The sequence below is a fragment of the Skermanella rosea genome (genome assembly GCF_016806835.2).
Classification (GTDB): Bacteria; Pseudomonadota; Alphaproteobacteria; order Azospirillales; family Azospirillaceae; genus Skermanella; species Skermanella rosea.
On sequence record NZ_CP086111.1, the window covers coordinates 1378899 to 1394476 of the forward strand.

A 15578-nucleotide genomic window follows, 5' to 3' on the forward strand; every position below is an offset into this window, starting at 1 on the left:
GAGGGGTGGGATCGCGATGGCGCCGGGGGAAGCTGCGGCGGCCCGGAAGCCGCCGCGGCAAGCCCTTAGCTGATCACGAAGAAGGCGTTCGGGTTGTTCTGGACGTCCTCGGCGTTGACGTTCATCAGGGTGATGGTGTCGCCGTTGCCCAGGTCGACGACCGCGTTGCCGCCGGCGTCGAGCACCCGCGCCGCCATGTCGGCCGCGCTGGAGATGTCCAGGCCGTTGATGTTGCGGGCGATCTGCAAGATGTCCTCGCCGGCCTTGAAGTCCATCACGACGTCCTGGCCGCCGCCGCCGGTGAAGACGAAGGTGTCGCTCTCCGAGCCGCCGGTCAGGGTGTCGTTGCCCGCGCCGCCGTTGATGATGTCTTTGCCGGAACCGCCGAAGATGACGTCGTCGCCGGCCCCGCCGAACAGCACGTCGCTGCCGCTGTCGCCGCGGATGATGTCGTTGCCGTCGCCGCCCATGATGATGTCGTTGCCGGCGCCGCCCGACAGGGTGTCGTTGCCGGCGCCGCCGTCGATCACGTCGTGGCCCGCTCCGCCGTTGACGATGTCGTTGCCGTCGCCGCCGGTGATCACGTCGTCGCCCGGGCCGCCGTCGATGATGTCGTTGCCCGTGCCGCCGTCGATGATGTCGTTTCCGGCGCCGCCGGTGACGATGTCGTCGCCGGCCCCGCCCTGGAGCACGTCGCTGCCGGCGCCGCCGAGCAGGGTGTCGTTGCCCTCTCCGCCGAACAGCGTGTCGTTGCCGGCGCCGCCGTCGAGCAGGTCGCTGCCCTCTCCGCCGAACAGCATGTCGCTGCCGGTTCCGCCGAAGATCTGGTCGTCGCCGCCTTCGCCCATGAGGATGTCGTTGCCGCCGCCGCCGAAGACCACGTCGGCATCGGCCGAGCCGGTCAGGTAATCGTCGTAGGAGCCACCGGGAAGGGTTGCCATATCAAGCCTCCAGTAAAGGGATCAGCGAAGCATTGTTTCCATGCTCTCGATAGGAGGAAACTAGCGCTCCAAATGTTAATCGAAGGTTAAATTTGGTTCTCTGTCGCAACTTTGTACCGAGACTAAAATAAGCTTTGGAAATACTCAAGCTCAGATTTGTAAATTCATAATCCTTTACTTTTAAAGGGGTGCTCAACAGCATGCGAATTGGTTAGAAAATCGAAGCAATAAAGCGTGATTCATTGTTTCCCCTTTAAGACGGGGTCAGGCCGTCGCCAATTCCCGCTGCGGTTCCCCGTATGTCTCCGCGCTGCCCGCGAGGTGGCGGATCAGTTGCAGATGCCGGGGAAGGAGGTCGGCCAGCGCGTAGCGTTCGAGCACGCGGCGGCGGGCGGCGGCGCGGATCGCGTCCGTCGCGACGCGCCGGTCGAGCGCGTCGGCGATCCTGGCCGCGATGTCGTCGGGCGAGAAGAAGTCGGCCAGCAGGCCGTTGACGCCGTGTTCGACCACTTCCCGTACCGCGGCGTTGTCGGCGGCCACCACCAGGCAGCCGGTCGAGAGCGACTCGAGCAGGGACCAGGACAGCACGAACGGCACCGTCAGGTAGACATGGACGTCGGTCGCCCGCAGCATGTCGCGGTAGATCGGGTATTCCAGCGGGCCGACGAAGTGCAGCCGCGAGCGGTCGAGGCCGGGCAGCTCGTCCAGCATCATCTGCTTGTAGGTCCGGCCCGGCGGCGGCAGCCTGCTGTAGGACACGCTGTCGTCGCCGCCGACCACGATGTGCAGGCCGGGACGCTCCCTGAGGAGGATGTCGGCGGCGCGCATGAACTGGGGAAAGCCGCGGTACGGCTCCATCCCGCGGGTCGCGTAGGTCACGACCTCCCGGGCGGCGGAGAGGTCCAGCCCGGGCAAGACCATCGGCGCGCCCGGCTCCGGCGAGAAGAAGCCGGTGTCGATGCCGTCATGCATCAGGGTCAGCTTGTTCTGGAACGCCGCCGGGAACTGGCCGCGCTGGAACACGGTCGGGCAGACGCCCCAGTCGCAGTTGGCCAGCTCCATCTGGATCGCCGCGTTGCGGCTGCGGATCCGGCAGGCCTCGTCGGCGTTGACGGGACCGTCCAGGTAGTCGGCGTCGCTTCCCTTGGCGTGGTAGAACCACTCGAAATAGCCCAGCAGGGGCGTGTCGGGGAAGGCGTCCTTGATGAACAGCCCCGGGCCGAATCCGGCATGGGCGCAGACCAGGTCGGGCACGAAGCCGTCGCGCTTCAGCCGGTCGCACAGCCGGTAGACCGCCTGCCCGTGCAGCACGGCGTCCTCGAACGGGCGGACATAGTGGTGGGTCTGGGGACCCGGCGGGCGCGACGGCGTGAAGACGCGCTTGTCCACGCCGGGGATCGACCCGGTCCGGTCCTTCGTGATGAAGACGACCTGGTTGGCAGGGTCTGCTGCCAGGGCCGCGGCCAGATGCTGGTAATGGCCGGGAAAATGGTTGTGCACGAACAGGATGCGCATGGCTCGCCGTCCGGTCATTCCTCTCGGAACGCCCGCCTCATGCTGTCGGTGATGGGGCTGAGGAAATAGTCGATCGCCCGCCGCTTGGCGTTGATCATGATGACTTCCGCGGGCATGCCGGGGACCAGCTCCACATGGTGGAGCGACGCCAGCGACTCGGGGTCGAGCTTGACCCGCGCGGTGAAGTAGGACTGTCCCGTGCGCTGGTCGAGCACCTGGTCGGCCGCGACATACATCACGTGGGCGTCGATCGTCGGGACCTTGCGCTGCTTGTAGGCGCTGAGCCGGACGTTGGCGACCTGGCCGACCCGGATGCTGTCGATGTCGGCCGGGCTGACCTGGGCCTCGACCACCAACTCGTCGTCGACCGGGACCAGGTCCAGGATCGGGGCGCCCGCGCCGATCACGCCGCCCGGGGTGAAGAAGCGGATGTCGGTGACCTTGCCGTCCTGGGGAGCGACGACCTCCTTGCGCTGGACGATGTCGGTGGCGCCGCGGGACCGCTCGGTCATGTCCGCCAGCGTGCCCTGGGTCTGCTGGAGGGAATCGGCGATCTCCGTCCGGCGGTCGTGCTTCAGGGACAGGATCTCCAGCTCGGCGGCGGCGATCGCCTGCTCGGCCTGGGACTCGTTGGCCGCCAGCTCGCCGACCCGGCCCTTCAGCTCGGCCGACAGGCGCTGCATCTCCAGCAACCGGGGACGGCGCTCGTAGCCCTTCTCCAGCAGGGCCTTGATGGTCCCCAGCTCCTCGTCGGTGTAGCGCAGGCGGTCGGCGGTGGCGCGGGACTGCGCCTTCAGGGCCGCGATCTGTTCCCGGAGCTGGTCGATCTTGCGCCGGTTGATCGCCAGCGACCCGTCGTAGCTGTCCCAGCGCGCCGCGAACAGCCGCTGCTCGGTCGCCATGGCGTCCGCCGCGACCGTGCTGCGCCTGCCGGCCTCGACCAGATCGTCGGGAAAGACCAGCGAGCGCTGCTCCGCCTGCTCGGCGCGCAGGCGGGCGACCCGGGCCTGCGCTGTCCAGAGTTGGTTCTCGACCTGGCCCAGCAGGGCCTGGGCCTGGGTGCCGTCCATCCGCAGCAGGACCTGGCCCGCCTTGACCTGGTCGCCCTCCTTGACCAGCAGCTCGTGCAGGATGCCGCCTTCCAGGTGGGAAATGGTCTTGCGGTGGCTGTTGGCGATGACGGTGCCCTGGGCGATGGCGGCGCTGCTGAGATCCGCGGTCATCGCCCAGCCGAGGAAGCCGCCGAACCCGACCAGCACGGCGACCGTGCCGGCGATCATGGTGTTGCGCAGCGACGGCTCGGGCGGCTCCGCCTCCAGGGTCACGGTCCAGACGGGATTGTTGGTCGGAAGCGTCATGATGCCTGTCCTGCCTGCGCGCCGTCCGCCAGGGTCTTGCCGGCCTTGACCAGCCGGGCCACATTGGGCGCGGTCGCGACCTGGCGCGTGCCGGGCGGGGCGGAGATCGCCTTCAGCACGTCGGCGCGGGCGCCGAACTGGTCGATCATGCCGTCCTTGAGGACCAGAAGCTTGTCCACCGCGGCGACTACCGAGGGCCGGTGGGCGATCAGGACGACGGTCGTCCCGGCAGCCTTTGCCTTGGCGATCGCCTGGAGCAGGGCCTGCTCCCCGGCGTTGTCGAGGTTGGAGTTGGGTTCGTCCAGGACCAGCAGGCGCGGGTTGCCGAACAGCGCGCGGGCCAGGCCGATCCGCTGGCGCTGGCCGCCGCTCAGGCTGTAGGCGCTGTCGCCGACGCTGGTGTCGTAGCCGAACGGCAGCCGGCCGATCATCTCGTGGACATCGGCCATCTTGGCCGCGTTCACCACGTCCAGCGGGCTCGCCTCGGTCATGCGCGAGATGTTGTCCCGGATCGTGCCGTCGAGCAGGGATACGTTCTGGGGCAGGTAGCCGACGCTGAGGCCGAAGCTCTCCCGCTCCCACAGGAAGGTGCTGTGGCCGTCCAGGTAGATGCCGCCGGAGGTGGGCTCCCAGATGCCGACCAGCAGCCGCGCCAAGGTCGACTTACCGGCGGCGGAGGGGCCGATGATCCCCAGCGTCTCGCCCGGCTCCAGCGAGAAGGAGATGCCCTTCAGCACCGCCTTGTCGACTCCCGGCGGAATATAGACGAGCCGGTCCACGCTCAGCCGGCCCTCGGGACGGGGCAGGGGCATGCTCTGGCGGCGGCCCTGGGTGCCGTTCAGCAGGCCGCGCACCCGGCCGAAGGCCGATAGGGCAAACACCCACTGGCGCCAGCCGTCGATCAGCTGCTCGAACGGCTGGAGCATGCGGCCCATCAGGATGCCGGCGGCCATGGCGCTGCCGGGCGACGCCTCGCGGTCGATCACCAGCACGCAGGCGGTCGAGATCATGGCGATCTGGAGGATCAGCCGGAGCGAGCGCGAGGCCGCCGTCAGCGCCTTGGCCGAGCTGTTGCCCCGGTTCAGCAGGTCGATCATGCGGTACTGGCTGCGCTCCCACCGCTTCGCCACGGCCGGCAGCATGCCCATCGCCTCGATCACCTCGGCGTTCCGGACGGTCGAGGCGATGTCGCTGAAGGACCGCGCCGCCGCCTCGTTGGCCTGGGCCAGCGGCCGCCGGGTCAGCAGGTCGGTCAGCACGCTCATCAGGAACAGCAGCACGGCGGCGCCCAGGGCCAGCCAGCCATAGATCGGGTGCAGCAGGAACAGGACGACCAGGAACATCGGCACCCACATCACTTCCAGCGGCACCGTGATCGCGCTGCCCGTGATGAAGGAGCGGAGGTCGTTGAGGTCGCGGATCGCCTGGGTGGAATTGCGCTGGCTGCCGTGCAGGGTGTCGATCACGGCGGCCTGGAGGGTCGGGACGTTCAGCCGCCGGGAGATCAGGTCGCCCATGATCAGGAAGATCCGGGTCCGGATGAAATCCAGCACCGCGTAGAGCATCAGTCCGCCGACCGCGACGACCGCGAGCATCACCAGGGTGTCGGTGCTGCGGCTGGTCATCACGCGGTCGTATACCTGCATCGTGTAGAGCGGCACGATGAGCATCAGAATATTCACGAAACAGCTGAGCACGGCAGCAAAGACCATGCCCCTGCCGAGATGCCGCAGCGTGCTGCGGAGTAGTGCGTGGTCATTCATGCAGGGGACGGGCTCCAAAGCGGGCGCTGGGTGCAATGCAATATTGGGGCAAATTGTTAAACGGGCGTTAAACGGCCGTTTCCCGGAAAATCGAGCTGATTGAAACCTTCAGCTTTCTTTGAAAAAAGGGATAAATTCGAAACAAAATGGTGTGCTGACCGGTACGGTATGAAGAACCGGCCCGGATCCGGGCGGTGCGCCGACGCGGCTGGATCGGAACTGGATTCAAACGAAATTCCGTTTGGTTTAACTGGATGTCTGTAGTGCTTTTTCTCAAATAAAACTGGTTAATATTCAAATATGCATCTAGGATGCATTAACTTGCGGGTAATAATCGCATGATAATTCTTGTGCTCAATGGGGCCGGAACCAGCCGGCCTTCAGAGTTTCCCGCATCAAGAGTCGCCGAAACCGCGGTAGGAAGGACCAGAAATCCTCCTGTGCCCTTCGGAGCTTGGCGCGGCTCAATAAAGGAGCTTTACATGCCTCATCAGGAAACGGTTCTGGTCACCGGCGGCGCCGGCTTCGTCGGCAGTCACTGCGTCGCCGAACTGGTCGCCCGCGGCTATTCGGTGGTCGTTTTCGACAATCTGCAGCAGGGGCACCGCGCCGCCGTCCCGGCCGAAGCCGAACTGGTGGAGGGCGATCTCGCCAGCCCGGCGACGCTGACCCGCCTGTTCAGCGCCTTCCGCTTCGATGCCATCCTGCACTTCGCCTCGAACTCCCTGGTGGGGGAGTCGATGCGCAACCCGCACCTTTACCTGCACGACAACGTGGTGAACGCGCTCAACCTGGTGCAGTTCGCGGCCGACAACGGCGTCCGGCGCTTCGTGCTGTCGTCCACCGCCAACCTGTTCGGCATGCCGGACCGGATGCCGATCGACGAGAACACCGAGATCGATCCCGGCAGCCCCTATGGCGAATCCAAGTTCATGATCGAAAGGATCCTGCACTGGGCCGACAAGGTGCACGGCATGCACTCGGCCTGCCTGCGCTATTTCAACGCAGCCGGAGCCCATCCCGACGGGCACCTGGGCGAGGACCACGATCCCGAGACGCACCTGATTCCGCTGGTGCTCGACGTCGCGGCTGGAAAGCGGCCGCATATCGAGATTTTCGGCGACGACTACCCGACCCATGACGGCACCTGCATCCGGGATTACATCCACGTGTCCGATCTGGCCGATGCGCATATCCGGGTCCTGTCGGCGCTGGATCACCGGAGCTGCCGCTACAACCTGGGCAACGGCAAGGGCTATACGGTACGCGAGGTCATCGAGACGGCCCGCAGGGTGACCGGGCGCGACATCGCGGTGAAGGTCGGCGCGCGGCGCCCCGGCGATCCGCCGGTCCTGATCGCATCGAGCGAGCGGATCCGCAAGGATCTCGGCTGGGATCCGCGTTTCCCTGATCTGGAAACCATTATCCGGCATGCCTGGGATTGGCGTTGCCGCAACCCTGGCGGATACGAGTCCGGACCGGTTCGCGAACTGGTCGCTGTCGGGTAGCAAGATAAATACAGCGGATTTACGGTTCTTTTACAACTCTGAGCAAGGGTAAGAGACGAATGTAAGTACGGGTTTTACCCTGTCGGGGATGGGAAGAATGAGCGGGAAAATCGCACATAAGAATAGTTCGAATTTAGCGACGAATTCCCGCTCGGAATACCGCTGGGAGGAGACGGCCGACTGCCGGACCCGGTACCAAACACAGAAGCGCAGCTTTATTACCTCGACGAGGAAAACAACGTGCCTACCAATGGACTGGCCTTCAAACACAGCATCCAGCCGGCTCAGACGGAAAAGCTGTCCAATGGCGTGCTTCCCAGGCCCGACGGGATCGAAGCTGCACGCATCGGACGAGGGGAAGAGGGCATGAACGGCTTTTCCCGCTCCGAAACCGCGGCCACCAATCAGGTTTCCGACGGTGCCGACGAGCAGCGGCCGGGACGGACCCCCGCGACCGCGATCTACCACGACATCGCCCGCATCGTCGAACGCATGCACCGCCGCTTCCTCGACGTCGTCCGCGTCGAACTGGGGCGGGTCGGCATCGACGACATCAGCCCCGTCCAGGTGCTCATGCTGATGAATATCGGGACCGAGGAACTTTCGGTCCGCGACCTGATGGAGCGCGGGTACTATCTCGGTTCGAACGCGTCCTACAATCTGAAGCAACTGGTCGAGACGGGCTATGTCGACCGGGCCCCGTCGCTGCGCGACCGCCGGTCGGCCCGCCTGCGGCTGTCGGAGAAGGGCATGAACCTGTGCGGCGAACTGCGCAGGCTGGAGGCGACCCAGGCCGACGCGCTGATCCGCACCGACGACGACAACGTCGATTTCGACACCACGTACCGCACCCTCCGCCGGCTGGAGCGTGCCTGGAGCGACATCATCCGCTACGACGAGCGCGATTTCGACTAGCGGACCGGGAAACCGGGGTCGGACCACCATTTCCCCGGAATGTTGTCGCGATGGAACGCTTGGGGAAATGGTGGTCCGACCCCGGTTTCACTCGCCGGCGCCCGAACTGGTATCGTTCCCGACGCGGAAACGAAGGACATGATCACTACTTCCGTCAATTGCGCGCTGAGCTATGCCGACGTCCAGCGGCTGCTGGCCGATCCGTCGCCCGATGCCCGGATCGCGACCGTGTCGAAGCTGGTCGCCGATCTCGAAGGCGGTGACCTTGCCGGCCTCGAGGAAGCCATCGCGACCGACATCCTGCACCGGCTTGCGATGGATGCCGAAGCCGTGGTCCGCGAGGCGGTGGCCTGGCAGATCCACAACAGCCCCCTGCTGACCGGCTCGCTGGCCGCCCGGCTTGCGCGCGACATCGGGCGGGTGGCGTTCCCGGTCCTGCGCAACGCTCCCCATTTGACCGACGAGCTCCTGCTTCAGGTCATCGCCGACCGGGATGCCGAGAAGCAGCTGGCGATCGCCGGGCGCCCGGAGGTGTCGCCGCGGGTCGCCGACGCCATCGTGGAAACCGACAATGTCACGGTGATCGTCCGCCTGCTGCGCAACGACGGCGCGGCGATCCGCGATGCGACGCTTCAGAGAACCCTGGACCGGTACGGTACGCTAGGCGCGGTCAACGAGGCCATGGCCGGCCGCTCCGGCCTGTCCCTGGCGGTGATCGAGAAGCTGATCGCCTACGTTTCCGAGGAGATCCGCAGCCGCTTGGTGGAACAGCACCGCCTGTCGCCCGTCCTGGTCGCGGAGATCGTCGGGCGCGGCCGGGACGCCGCGACCATGCTGCTGCTGAAGCCCCTGGCCGACAGCACGGCCGACCTGGAAACGATGGTGCGCCATCTCGACCGCGACGGACGCCTCAGCCCCTCCCTGATGCTGCGCGCGCTGTGCGCCGGCGAGATCGACCTCCTCACCATCGGCCTTGGCGTACGGGCCGGCGTCCCGGTGGAGACGGCGCGCCTTCTGGTCTGGGACGACGGCCCGCTGGGCCTCCGGGCGATCTTCGAGAAGGCCGGGTTTCCGCAGGCGCTGCTGCCGCCCTTCCGCGTCGCGATCGAGGTGGTCAAGCGGATGGGCTATGACGGGCACGACGCCGGACGGGAGGACTACCAGGTCGCCGTCCTGGCTCGGGTCTTCCAGGAGTGCGGCGCGATCGAGGAGCGGATGGTCGACGACCTGCTGCTGCAGCTTTTCGACCAGAAGTCGGACGAGGTGATCGAGCGGGCGATGGAGCGGGCGGGAATGCCGTTCCATCCCGTCCGCGCCGCCCGCTGAAAGGGGCTTCCGGCTGCAAAGGCGTTGAAAAAGCCGCGATGCTTGACGATGTTCGGCATCGCCGCCTTTCCGCTTCCGGTACGATTGCCGCCTTCATGCCTCTTTCAGACCAGCCGACGCCTGTCCCGCTGACCCGCGAGGAACTTCTCGACCATGATCGCCGCCGCAGGATGATGGAGGCGTATCCATGGATGAAGACCTGGACCGACGAGGAACTGGACCGCTCGCTGGAACAGACCCTGAAGGCCCGTCCGGCGCACGGCGCGGGGAACGGGGATGTCTGGGTCTTCGCCTATGGCAGTCTGATCTGGAACCCGACCTTCGCTTTCGTCGAGCGGCGCACGGCCCGGATCCGCGGCTATCACCGGCGCTTCTGCCTGCGCGCCGACATGGGGCGGGGATCGCTGGAGCGCCCCGGCCTGTTCCTGGGCCTGGACCGCGGCGGCCAATGCGCCGGCGTCGTTTTCCGCATAGCGGAACAGCAGGCCCTGCATGAGTTGACGCTGCTCTGGCGGCGCGAAATGATCACCGGGGCCTATGTTCCGCGATGGTTGAAGGCCGAAACCGAAGAGGGGCCGGTTCATGCCATCGCCATGACGATAAACCGGAATTACTCGCGCTATGTGGGCGACTGGACCCACGCGGAGACAATCAAGGCCATAGCCATGGCAGAGGGGCGGTTCGGCCGTTGCTCGGACTATTTGTTCAATACGGTTGAATACTTGGCGGAATTGGGGTTGCGGGATCGCATGCTGGAGCGCATTGCCGCAGAGGTACGCCGATTTCTTTCTGACTAGAGTCGCGCCACTGCCACACCCCCAAAGAGAGAGTGGACATTGCAGGTCGGATATCACTTAGTTCATGAACCCCAAAGGTTCTCCTGCCAACCAGTATCCGGTTACGTCCAAGTATGATCACAGATGTGCGCAACTTGTCCGATGGGACGGTGATCGACTCCGACATCTGCATCGTGGGAGCCGGTGCGGCCGGGATCACGCTGGCGATGGAGCTGATCGGACATAATTTCTCGGTCAACCTGCTGGAAAGCGGCGGGCTCGACTTCGAGGACGACGTCCAGGCGCTGAACGACGGCGACTGCGTCAGCGAGCACAAGGTCGACCTGATGTGGACCCGTCTGCGTTATTTCGGCGGCACGACCGGCCATTGGGGCGGCAACTGCGCTCCGCTCGACGAACGCGATTTCGAGGCCCGTTCCTGGGTGCCCGACAGCGGATGGCCGATCGCCAGGAAGGACCTCGAAAGGTTCTACCCGCGGGCGTACCGCTACTGCGAGCTGCCGTCCGACGACTACTCGGTCGAACACTGGGCCGAGGTATCGGAGAAGTTCCGCAGGAGCCGGATCCCGGTCACCGGCGAGGAGATCGGCGAGAAGCTGTTCCTGAAAAGCCCGCCGACCCGTTTCGGCGACGTCTACCGCGCCGACCTCGCGAAGCCGGACAGCCAGTGCACGGTCTATCTCCACGCCAACGTCGTCGAGATCGAGGCCGGCGAGGACGCTTCCGAGGTCCTGGGCCTCCGGACCCGCGACGTGAGCGGGCGTGGCTGCCGCTTCACCGCCAGGATCTTCATCCTGGCGACCGGCATCGAGAACGCGCGTCTCCTGCTGCTGTCCAACAAGGTTCGCCCCAACGGGCTGGGCAACGACCACGACGTGGTCGGCCGCTACTTCATGGCCCACACCACCATCCGCACCGGCCGGGCGATGCTGGAGGTGCCTAAGGAGACGGTGCGGTTCTACGGCCTGGACACCTGGGCCACCCGGTTCGAGAGCGGCGGCGCGCCCTTCATGAACGCCCTGCAGCCGACCTACCCGGTCCAGGAGCGCGAGGGCATGCTGAACAGCGTCGTGTTCCTCGACGAGTCCTACGAAGGGGAGCACGCCCCGGGCTTCGTGGCGCTGCGCAAGATCGTCAAGCAGATCATCCAGGGTCGCATACCCGACCGACTCGGCGAAAATCTCGGCAAGGTGATCGGCGACCTGGATTCGGTCGCCAAGGCGCTTTATGCGCGGGCCAGCGGCAACAGCGACTACCGGGCCGTGGAAATGCGCTATTTCGCGGAGCAGGCGCCCAACCGCGACAGCCGCGTCATGCTCGGCCCCGAGCGCGACTCGCTCGGGCAGAACCGGCTGGTGCTCGACTGGAGGCTCCAGCAGATCGACAAGCACACGATCCTACGGACCCAGGATCTGGTCGCCCGCGAGTTCGGCAAGCTCGGCGTCGGCCGCCTTCAGGTCCAGTTCGAGAACGAAGAGGATCCCTGGCCGACGACCATCGATTCGTCGGCGCACTTCATGGGCACGACCCGGATGCACAAGGATCCGCGCCAGGGGGTCGTGGACGAGAATTGCCGGGTCCACGGCATCCGGAACCTGTACATCGCCGGCGGGTCGGTGTTCCCGACGGCCGGGGCGACGATGGTGACGATGAACATCGTGGCCCTGGCCGTGCGTCTGGCCGACCACCTGATCGGCAAGCTGGCCTGATTCCAACCTTCCTCCGTCCTGCGGGAGATGGCCGGATCAAGTCCGGCCAAGACGGAGGGGGAGCGAAGCGGCGCGCGGCAGCCATGTAGGTCGGCCGCGCCCGGCTACGATGAAGGGGTATTGGCGCCAGCCTCAGTCGGAAATCGGGTACGTGACGATGTCCACGGCGGCGCCCGTCACCGTCACGGCGGCGGAACCGACGGTGGTGACCGCCCCGACCGTGGTGCCCACTATGCCGCAGCCGCAAAGGTTAGTGAGCAGGCAAAGTAAAGCGGTAATTCGAACCATGGATGCGCTATCCTGAAGCCGGCCATACCTCGATGGTATCGGCCATGCCTCCTTTGATGCACTATCCGGTTCCCGGCCACAAGACCGTCATGATCGATCCTCAAACTGTTCCAGGCCCGAGGGCCGCGTTGATGCAAACTGGCCGGGGCCGCGCACGCGGCCTTACGTTCTCCTGATCGATGCTCACCGGGTTTCCGACTTGAACGACCTCATCCTCTTCATCCTGGTCATCAGCGCCCTGCTCGTGGTCGCAAGCGTCCTTCAACCCCTGGCCGACCGGCTGCGGCTGCCCCATTCGGTGCTGCTCGCCGCGGTCGGAGTCGCGATCGCGGCCGCCGCGGTGACGCTGGTCCCGACCGGGGAGCCGCGGATGGTCAGCGAGGCGGCCGCGGCCATCGCCGAGATGTCGTTCAGCTCCTCCACATACATCCTGGTGTTCCTACCGGCGCTGCTGTTCCAGGCGGCGCTGACGATCGACGTCCGGCGGATGATGGAGGACGCGGCCCCGATCCTGCTCCTGGCGGTGGTCGCCGTGTTCGTCGCCACCGCGGTGATCGGGCTGGCGCTGTGGCCGCTGGCGGGGGTGCCCCTGGTGGTCTGCCTGATGCTGGGATCGATCGTGGCGACCACCGACCCGGCCGCGGTCATCGCGATCTTCCGCGACATCGGGGCGCCGGCGCGGCTGGTCCGGCTGGTCGAGGGCGAGAGCCTGCTCAACGACGCCGCCGCCATCGCGATCTTCTACGTCCTGCTGGAGATGATCGTCTCGGGCGACGAGCCCGACCTGCTGATGGGCGCCTGGGACTTGGCGCTGGACCTGGGCGGCGGCACCGTGCTGGGAATCGTCGGAGCGCGGCTGGCGGTGGCGGTGATCCCGCTGCTGCGCGGCAGGCGCACGGCGGAGGTGACCCTGACCCTGGCGCTGCCTTACCTGATCTATGTCACCGGCGACCACTTCCTGGGGGTCTCCGGCGTCGTCGCGGTGGCGGTGGCCGGGCTGGTGTTCGGTGCGGGCAGCCGCTCCCGGTTGTCGCCGTCGGGATGGGCTTACCTGGACGCGGTCTGGGAGCAGGTGGCCTTCCTGGCGGGATCGCTGGTCTTCATCCTGGCGGCGCTGATGGTGCCGAAGCTTCTGGTGGGAGTCAGCGCGCACGACGGCTTCCTGCTGCTGGTGATGGTCGCGGCGGCGCTGGCCGCGCGCGCCCTGGTCCTGTTCCTGCTGCTGCCGCCGCTGACCCTGCTGAAGCTCAGCGCCAGGATCAGCAATTCCTACAAGCTGGTGCTGACCTGGGGCGGGCTGCGCGGGGCCGTAACCCTGGCGCTGGCCCTGTCCGTGACCGAGGCGCGCGGCATCGAGGGCGAGGAGCAGCGGCTGGTGACGGTGCTGGCGACCGGCTTCGTGCTGTTCACCCTGTTCGTCAACGGCACGACGCTTCGCACGGTGATCAAGCTGCTCGGGCTGAACCGGCTGTCGCCGCTCAACCAGGCGCTCCGCACCCAGGTTCTGGCCCTGTCGCTGGCCGAGGTCCGCGACTCGGTCCAGGAGACCGCCCAGGAATACGAGTTCCCGCCGACCGTCGCCCGCGCGATCCAGAAGCCCTACGACGCCCGGATCGCGGAGGTCACCTCGGCCGGCAGCCTGGAAGAGCGGATCTCCGACCGCGACCGGATCACGCTGGGGCTGATCTCGCTCGCCAACCGCGAACGTCAGCTTGTGCTGGAGCACCACGGCCTTCAGACCGTGTCGGGCGACATCATCGAGGCGCTGCTGCGCAACGCCGGGGAGATCTATGACGGCGCGCGGACGGGCGGCAGGATCGGCTACAACCGTGCAGCGCGCAAGATCCTGCGGCTGCCGCGGGCGTTCCGATTCGCCTATTCGCTGCACCGCTGGACCGGGGTGGAGCGTCCGCTCGCCCGGCAGGTGTCGAAGCGGTTCGACAAGTTCCTGGTGCGCCGCCTGGTGCTGGAGGAGCTGATCCGCTTCAACAGCCGCAGCCTGAAGCCGCTGCTGGGGGACCGGGTCGCCGAACTGCTCGGCGAGGTGCTGGGCGGCCGGATGGAAGCCTCCTCCAAGGCGTTGGACGCGCTGGAGCTGCAATATCCCGAATACGCCGAGGCGCTGAGCCAGCGGTTCCTCCGCAAGTTCGCGCTCCGGCGGGAGATGGCCCGTTACGAGAGCCTGTTCCACGACGGGCTGATCGGCCAGGAACTGTTCGAAGACCTCCGCCGAGGCGTCGAGGTGCGGCGGCGCGAGGCCGACCGGCGGCCCAAGCTGGACCTGCGGCTCGACAAGGTGGCCCTGATCGCCCAGGTGCCGCTGTTCAACGGCCTGGAGCCGAACGACATGGCGCGGCTGGCCAAGATCCTGCGGTCCCGCCTGGCGCTGCCCGACCAGACCTTCATCCGCGCCGGGGACCGCGGCAACGCGATGTACTTCATCTCCTCCGGCGCGGTCGAGGTGGTGCTGCCGGATCGCCGCATCCGGCTGGGACGCGGCGACTTCTTCGGCGAGATGGCCCTGCTGGACGGCGGGCCGCGCCGGGCGGACGTGGTGGCCCTGACCTACTGCACGCTGCTGGAACTGCGCTCCGGCGACTTCAGGAAGTTCCTGAAGGCCAACCCGCACATCAGCGAGCGGATCGACCAAGTCGCCCAGGAGCGCGGGGTGAAGCGGGTGGCCTGAACGACTCTACCGCTCCCATCCTTATCGGCCGCCGGAGACCGGCACCAGCGCGCCGCAGACATAGGACGACCGCTCCGACAGCAGCCAGACGATCGCCTGCGCCACCTCCTCGGCGGCGCCGACGCGCCCCTCCGGGACGCCGCCGACCAACCTTTCGAGCCGGCCGGGGATGCCGCTGGCGTCGTGGATCTCGGTGTCGATCAGGCCGGGATTGACGGCATTCACCCGGATGCCTTCCGGCCCCAGCTCCTTCGACAGGCCGATGGTCAGGCTGTCCACGGCGCCCTTGCTGGCGGCGTAGTGGACGAACTCGTTGGGGGAGCCCAGCGCCGCCGCGCGCGACGATACGTTGACGATCACGCCGCCCTGGCCGCCGCGGCTCCTGGCCATGCGCCGCGCCGCCTCGCGGGCGCACAGGAAGGGGCCGACGACGTTGATCGCCATCACGCTCTCGATCGTCTCCGCGGCCAGGTCGAGCAGCTTGCCCGCGGGGCCGGTGATGCCGGCATTGTTGACCAGCCCGGTCACGGGGCCGAGCTGGTCGTCCACGGCGGCGAACAGGCGCATCACGTCCTGCTCGCGCGCCATGTCGCCCTGCACGGCGATGGCCCGGACCCCGTGGGAACGGGCGTTGCCGGCGACCGCCTCGGCCTTGGCCTTGTCGCGCAGGTAGTTGACGCAGACGTCCCAGCCCGCCTGGGCGGCCAGGCGGACCGTCGCGGCGCCGATGCCGCGGCTGCCGCCGGTCACGACGAGAATTCCAGCCATCACC

11 protein-coding genes are annotated in these 15578 nt (G+C 66.8%); 6 read left to right on the plus strand and 5 right to left on the minus strand.

Features of this window, described 5'->3' with window-relative positions:
- Positions 1-65: 65 nt before the first annotated feature.
- The 4 genes from JL101_RS06465 to JL101_RS06480 all read right to left on the minus strand — a co-directional run bounded on the left by JL101_RS06465 (position 66) and on the right by JL101_RS06480 (position 5484).
- Positions 66-941 carry a calcium-binding protein gene (locus tag JL101_RS06465; protein ID WP_203098853.1) on the minus strand — a complete coding sequence of 292 codons (876 nt, stop codon included), beginning with the start codon at positions 939-941 and terminating at the stop codon, positions 66-68.
- 264 nt (positions 942-1205) lie between these two features.
- Positions 1206-2456 carry a glycosyltransferase gene (locus tag JL101_RS06470; protein WP_203098852.1) on the minus strand — a complete coding sequence of 417 codons (1251 nt, stop codon included), beginning with the start codon at positions 2454-2456 and terminating at the stop codon, positions 1206-1208.
- Between the two features lie 14 nt (positions 2457-2470).
- A complete protein-coding gene (locus tag JL101_RS06475; RefSeq protein ID WP_203098851.1) occupies positions 2471-3814 on the minus strand; it encodes an HlyD family type I secretion periplasmic adaptor subunit in 1344 nt (447 codons plus the stop codon).
- Entirely contained in the window at positions 3811-5484 is a 1674-nt protein-coding gene (locus tag JL101_RS06480) for a type I secretion system permease/ATPase (RefSeq protein ID WP_407697404.1), read from the minus strand. Before JL101_RS06480 ends, JL101_RS06475 begins: the two co-directional genes overlap by 4 nt.
- A 575-nt stretch (positions 5485-6059) precedes the next feature.
- Here JL101_RS06480 and galE point away from each other — a divergent pair.
- The 6 genes from galE to JL101_RS06510 all read left to right on the plus strand — a co-directional run bounded on the left by galE (position 6060) and on the right by JL101_RS06510 (position 14806).
- The gene (gene galE / locus JL101_RS06485; protein WP_203098849.1) at positions 6060-7085 is read left to right on the plus strand and encodes a UDP-glucose 4-epimerase GalE; all 1026 of its coding nucleotides are present in this window, start codon (positions 6060-6062) and stop codon (positions 7083-7085) included.
- 492 nt (positions 7086-7577) lie between these two features.
- Positions 7578-8000, plus strand: a complete 423-nt coding sequence (locus JL101_RS06490) for a MarR family transcriptional regulator (RefSeq protein ID WP_228435472.1) — start codon at positions 7578-7580, stop codon at positions 7998-8000.
- 138 nt (positions 8001-8138) lie between these two features.
- The gene (locus JL101_RS06495) at positions 8139-9326 is read left to right on the plus strand and encodes a DUF2336 domain-containing protein (RefSeq protein WP_203098847.1); all 1188 of its coding nucleotides are present in this window, start codon (positions 8139-8141) and stop codon (positions 9324-9326) included.
- 38 nt (positions 9327-9364) lie between these two features.
- Positions 9365-10123, plus strand: coding sequence for a gamma-glutamylcyclotransferase (locus JL101_RS06500; RefSeq protein ID WP_228435313.1), 759 nt, complete (start codon positions 9365-9367; stop codon positions 10121-10123).
- A 134-nt stretch (positions 10124-10257) separates the two neighbouring features.
- The gene (locus tag JL101_RS06505) at positions 10258-11832 is read left to right on the plus strand and encodes a GMC oxidoreductase (protein WP_203098846.1); all 1575 of its coding nucleotides are present in this window, start codon (positions 10258-10260) and stop codon (positions 11830-11832) included.
- 487 nt (positions 11833-12319) lie between these two features.
- The gene (locus JL101_RS06510; RefSeq protein ID WP_203098845.1) at positions 12320-14806 is read left to right on the plus strand and encodes a cation:proton antiporter; all 2487 of its coding nucleotides are present in this window, start codon (positions 12320-12322) and stop codon (positions 14804-14806) included.
- Between the two features lie 21 nt (positions 14807-14827).
- Here the strand turns inward: JL101_RS06510 and JL101_RS06515 are convergent, their stop codons facing one another.
- A complete protein-coding gene (locus tag JL101_RS06515; RefSeq protein ID WP_203098844.1) occupies positions 14828-15574 on the minus strand; it encodes an SDR family oxidoreductase in 747 nt (248 codons plus the stop codon).
- Between the last annotated feature and the right edge of the window lie 4 nt (positions 15575-15578).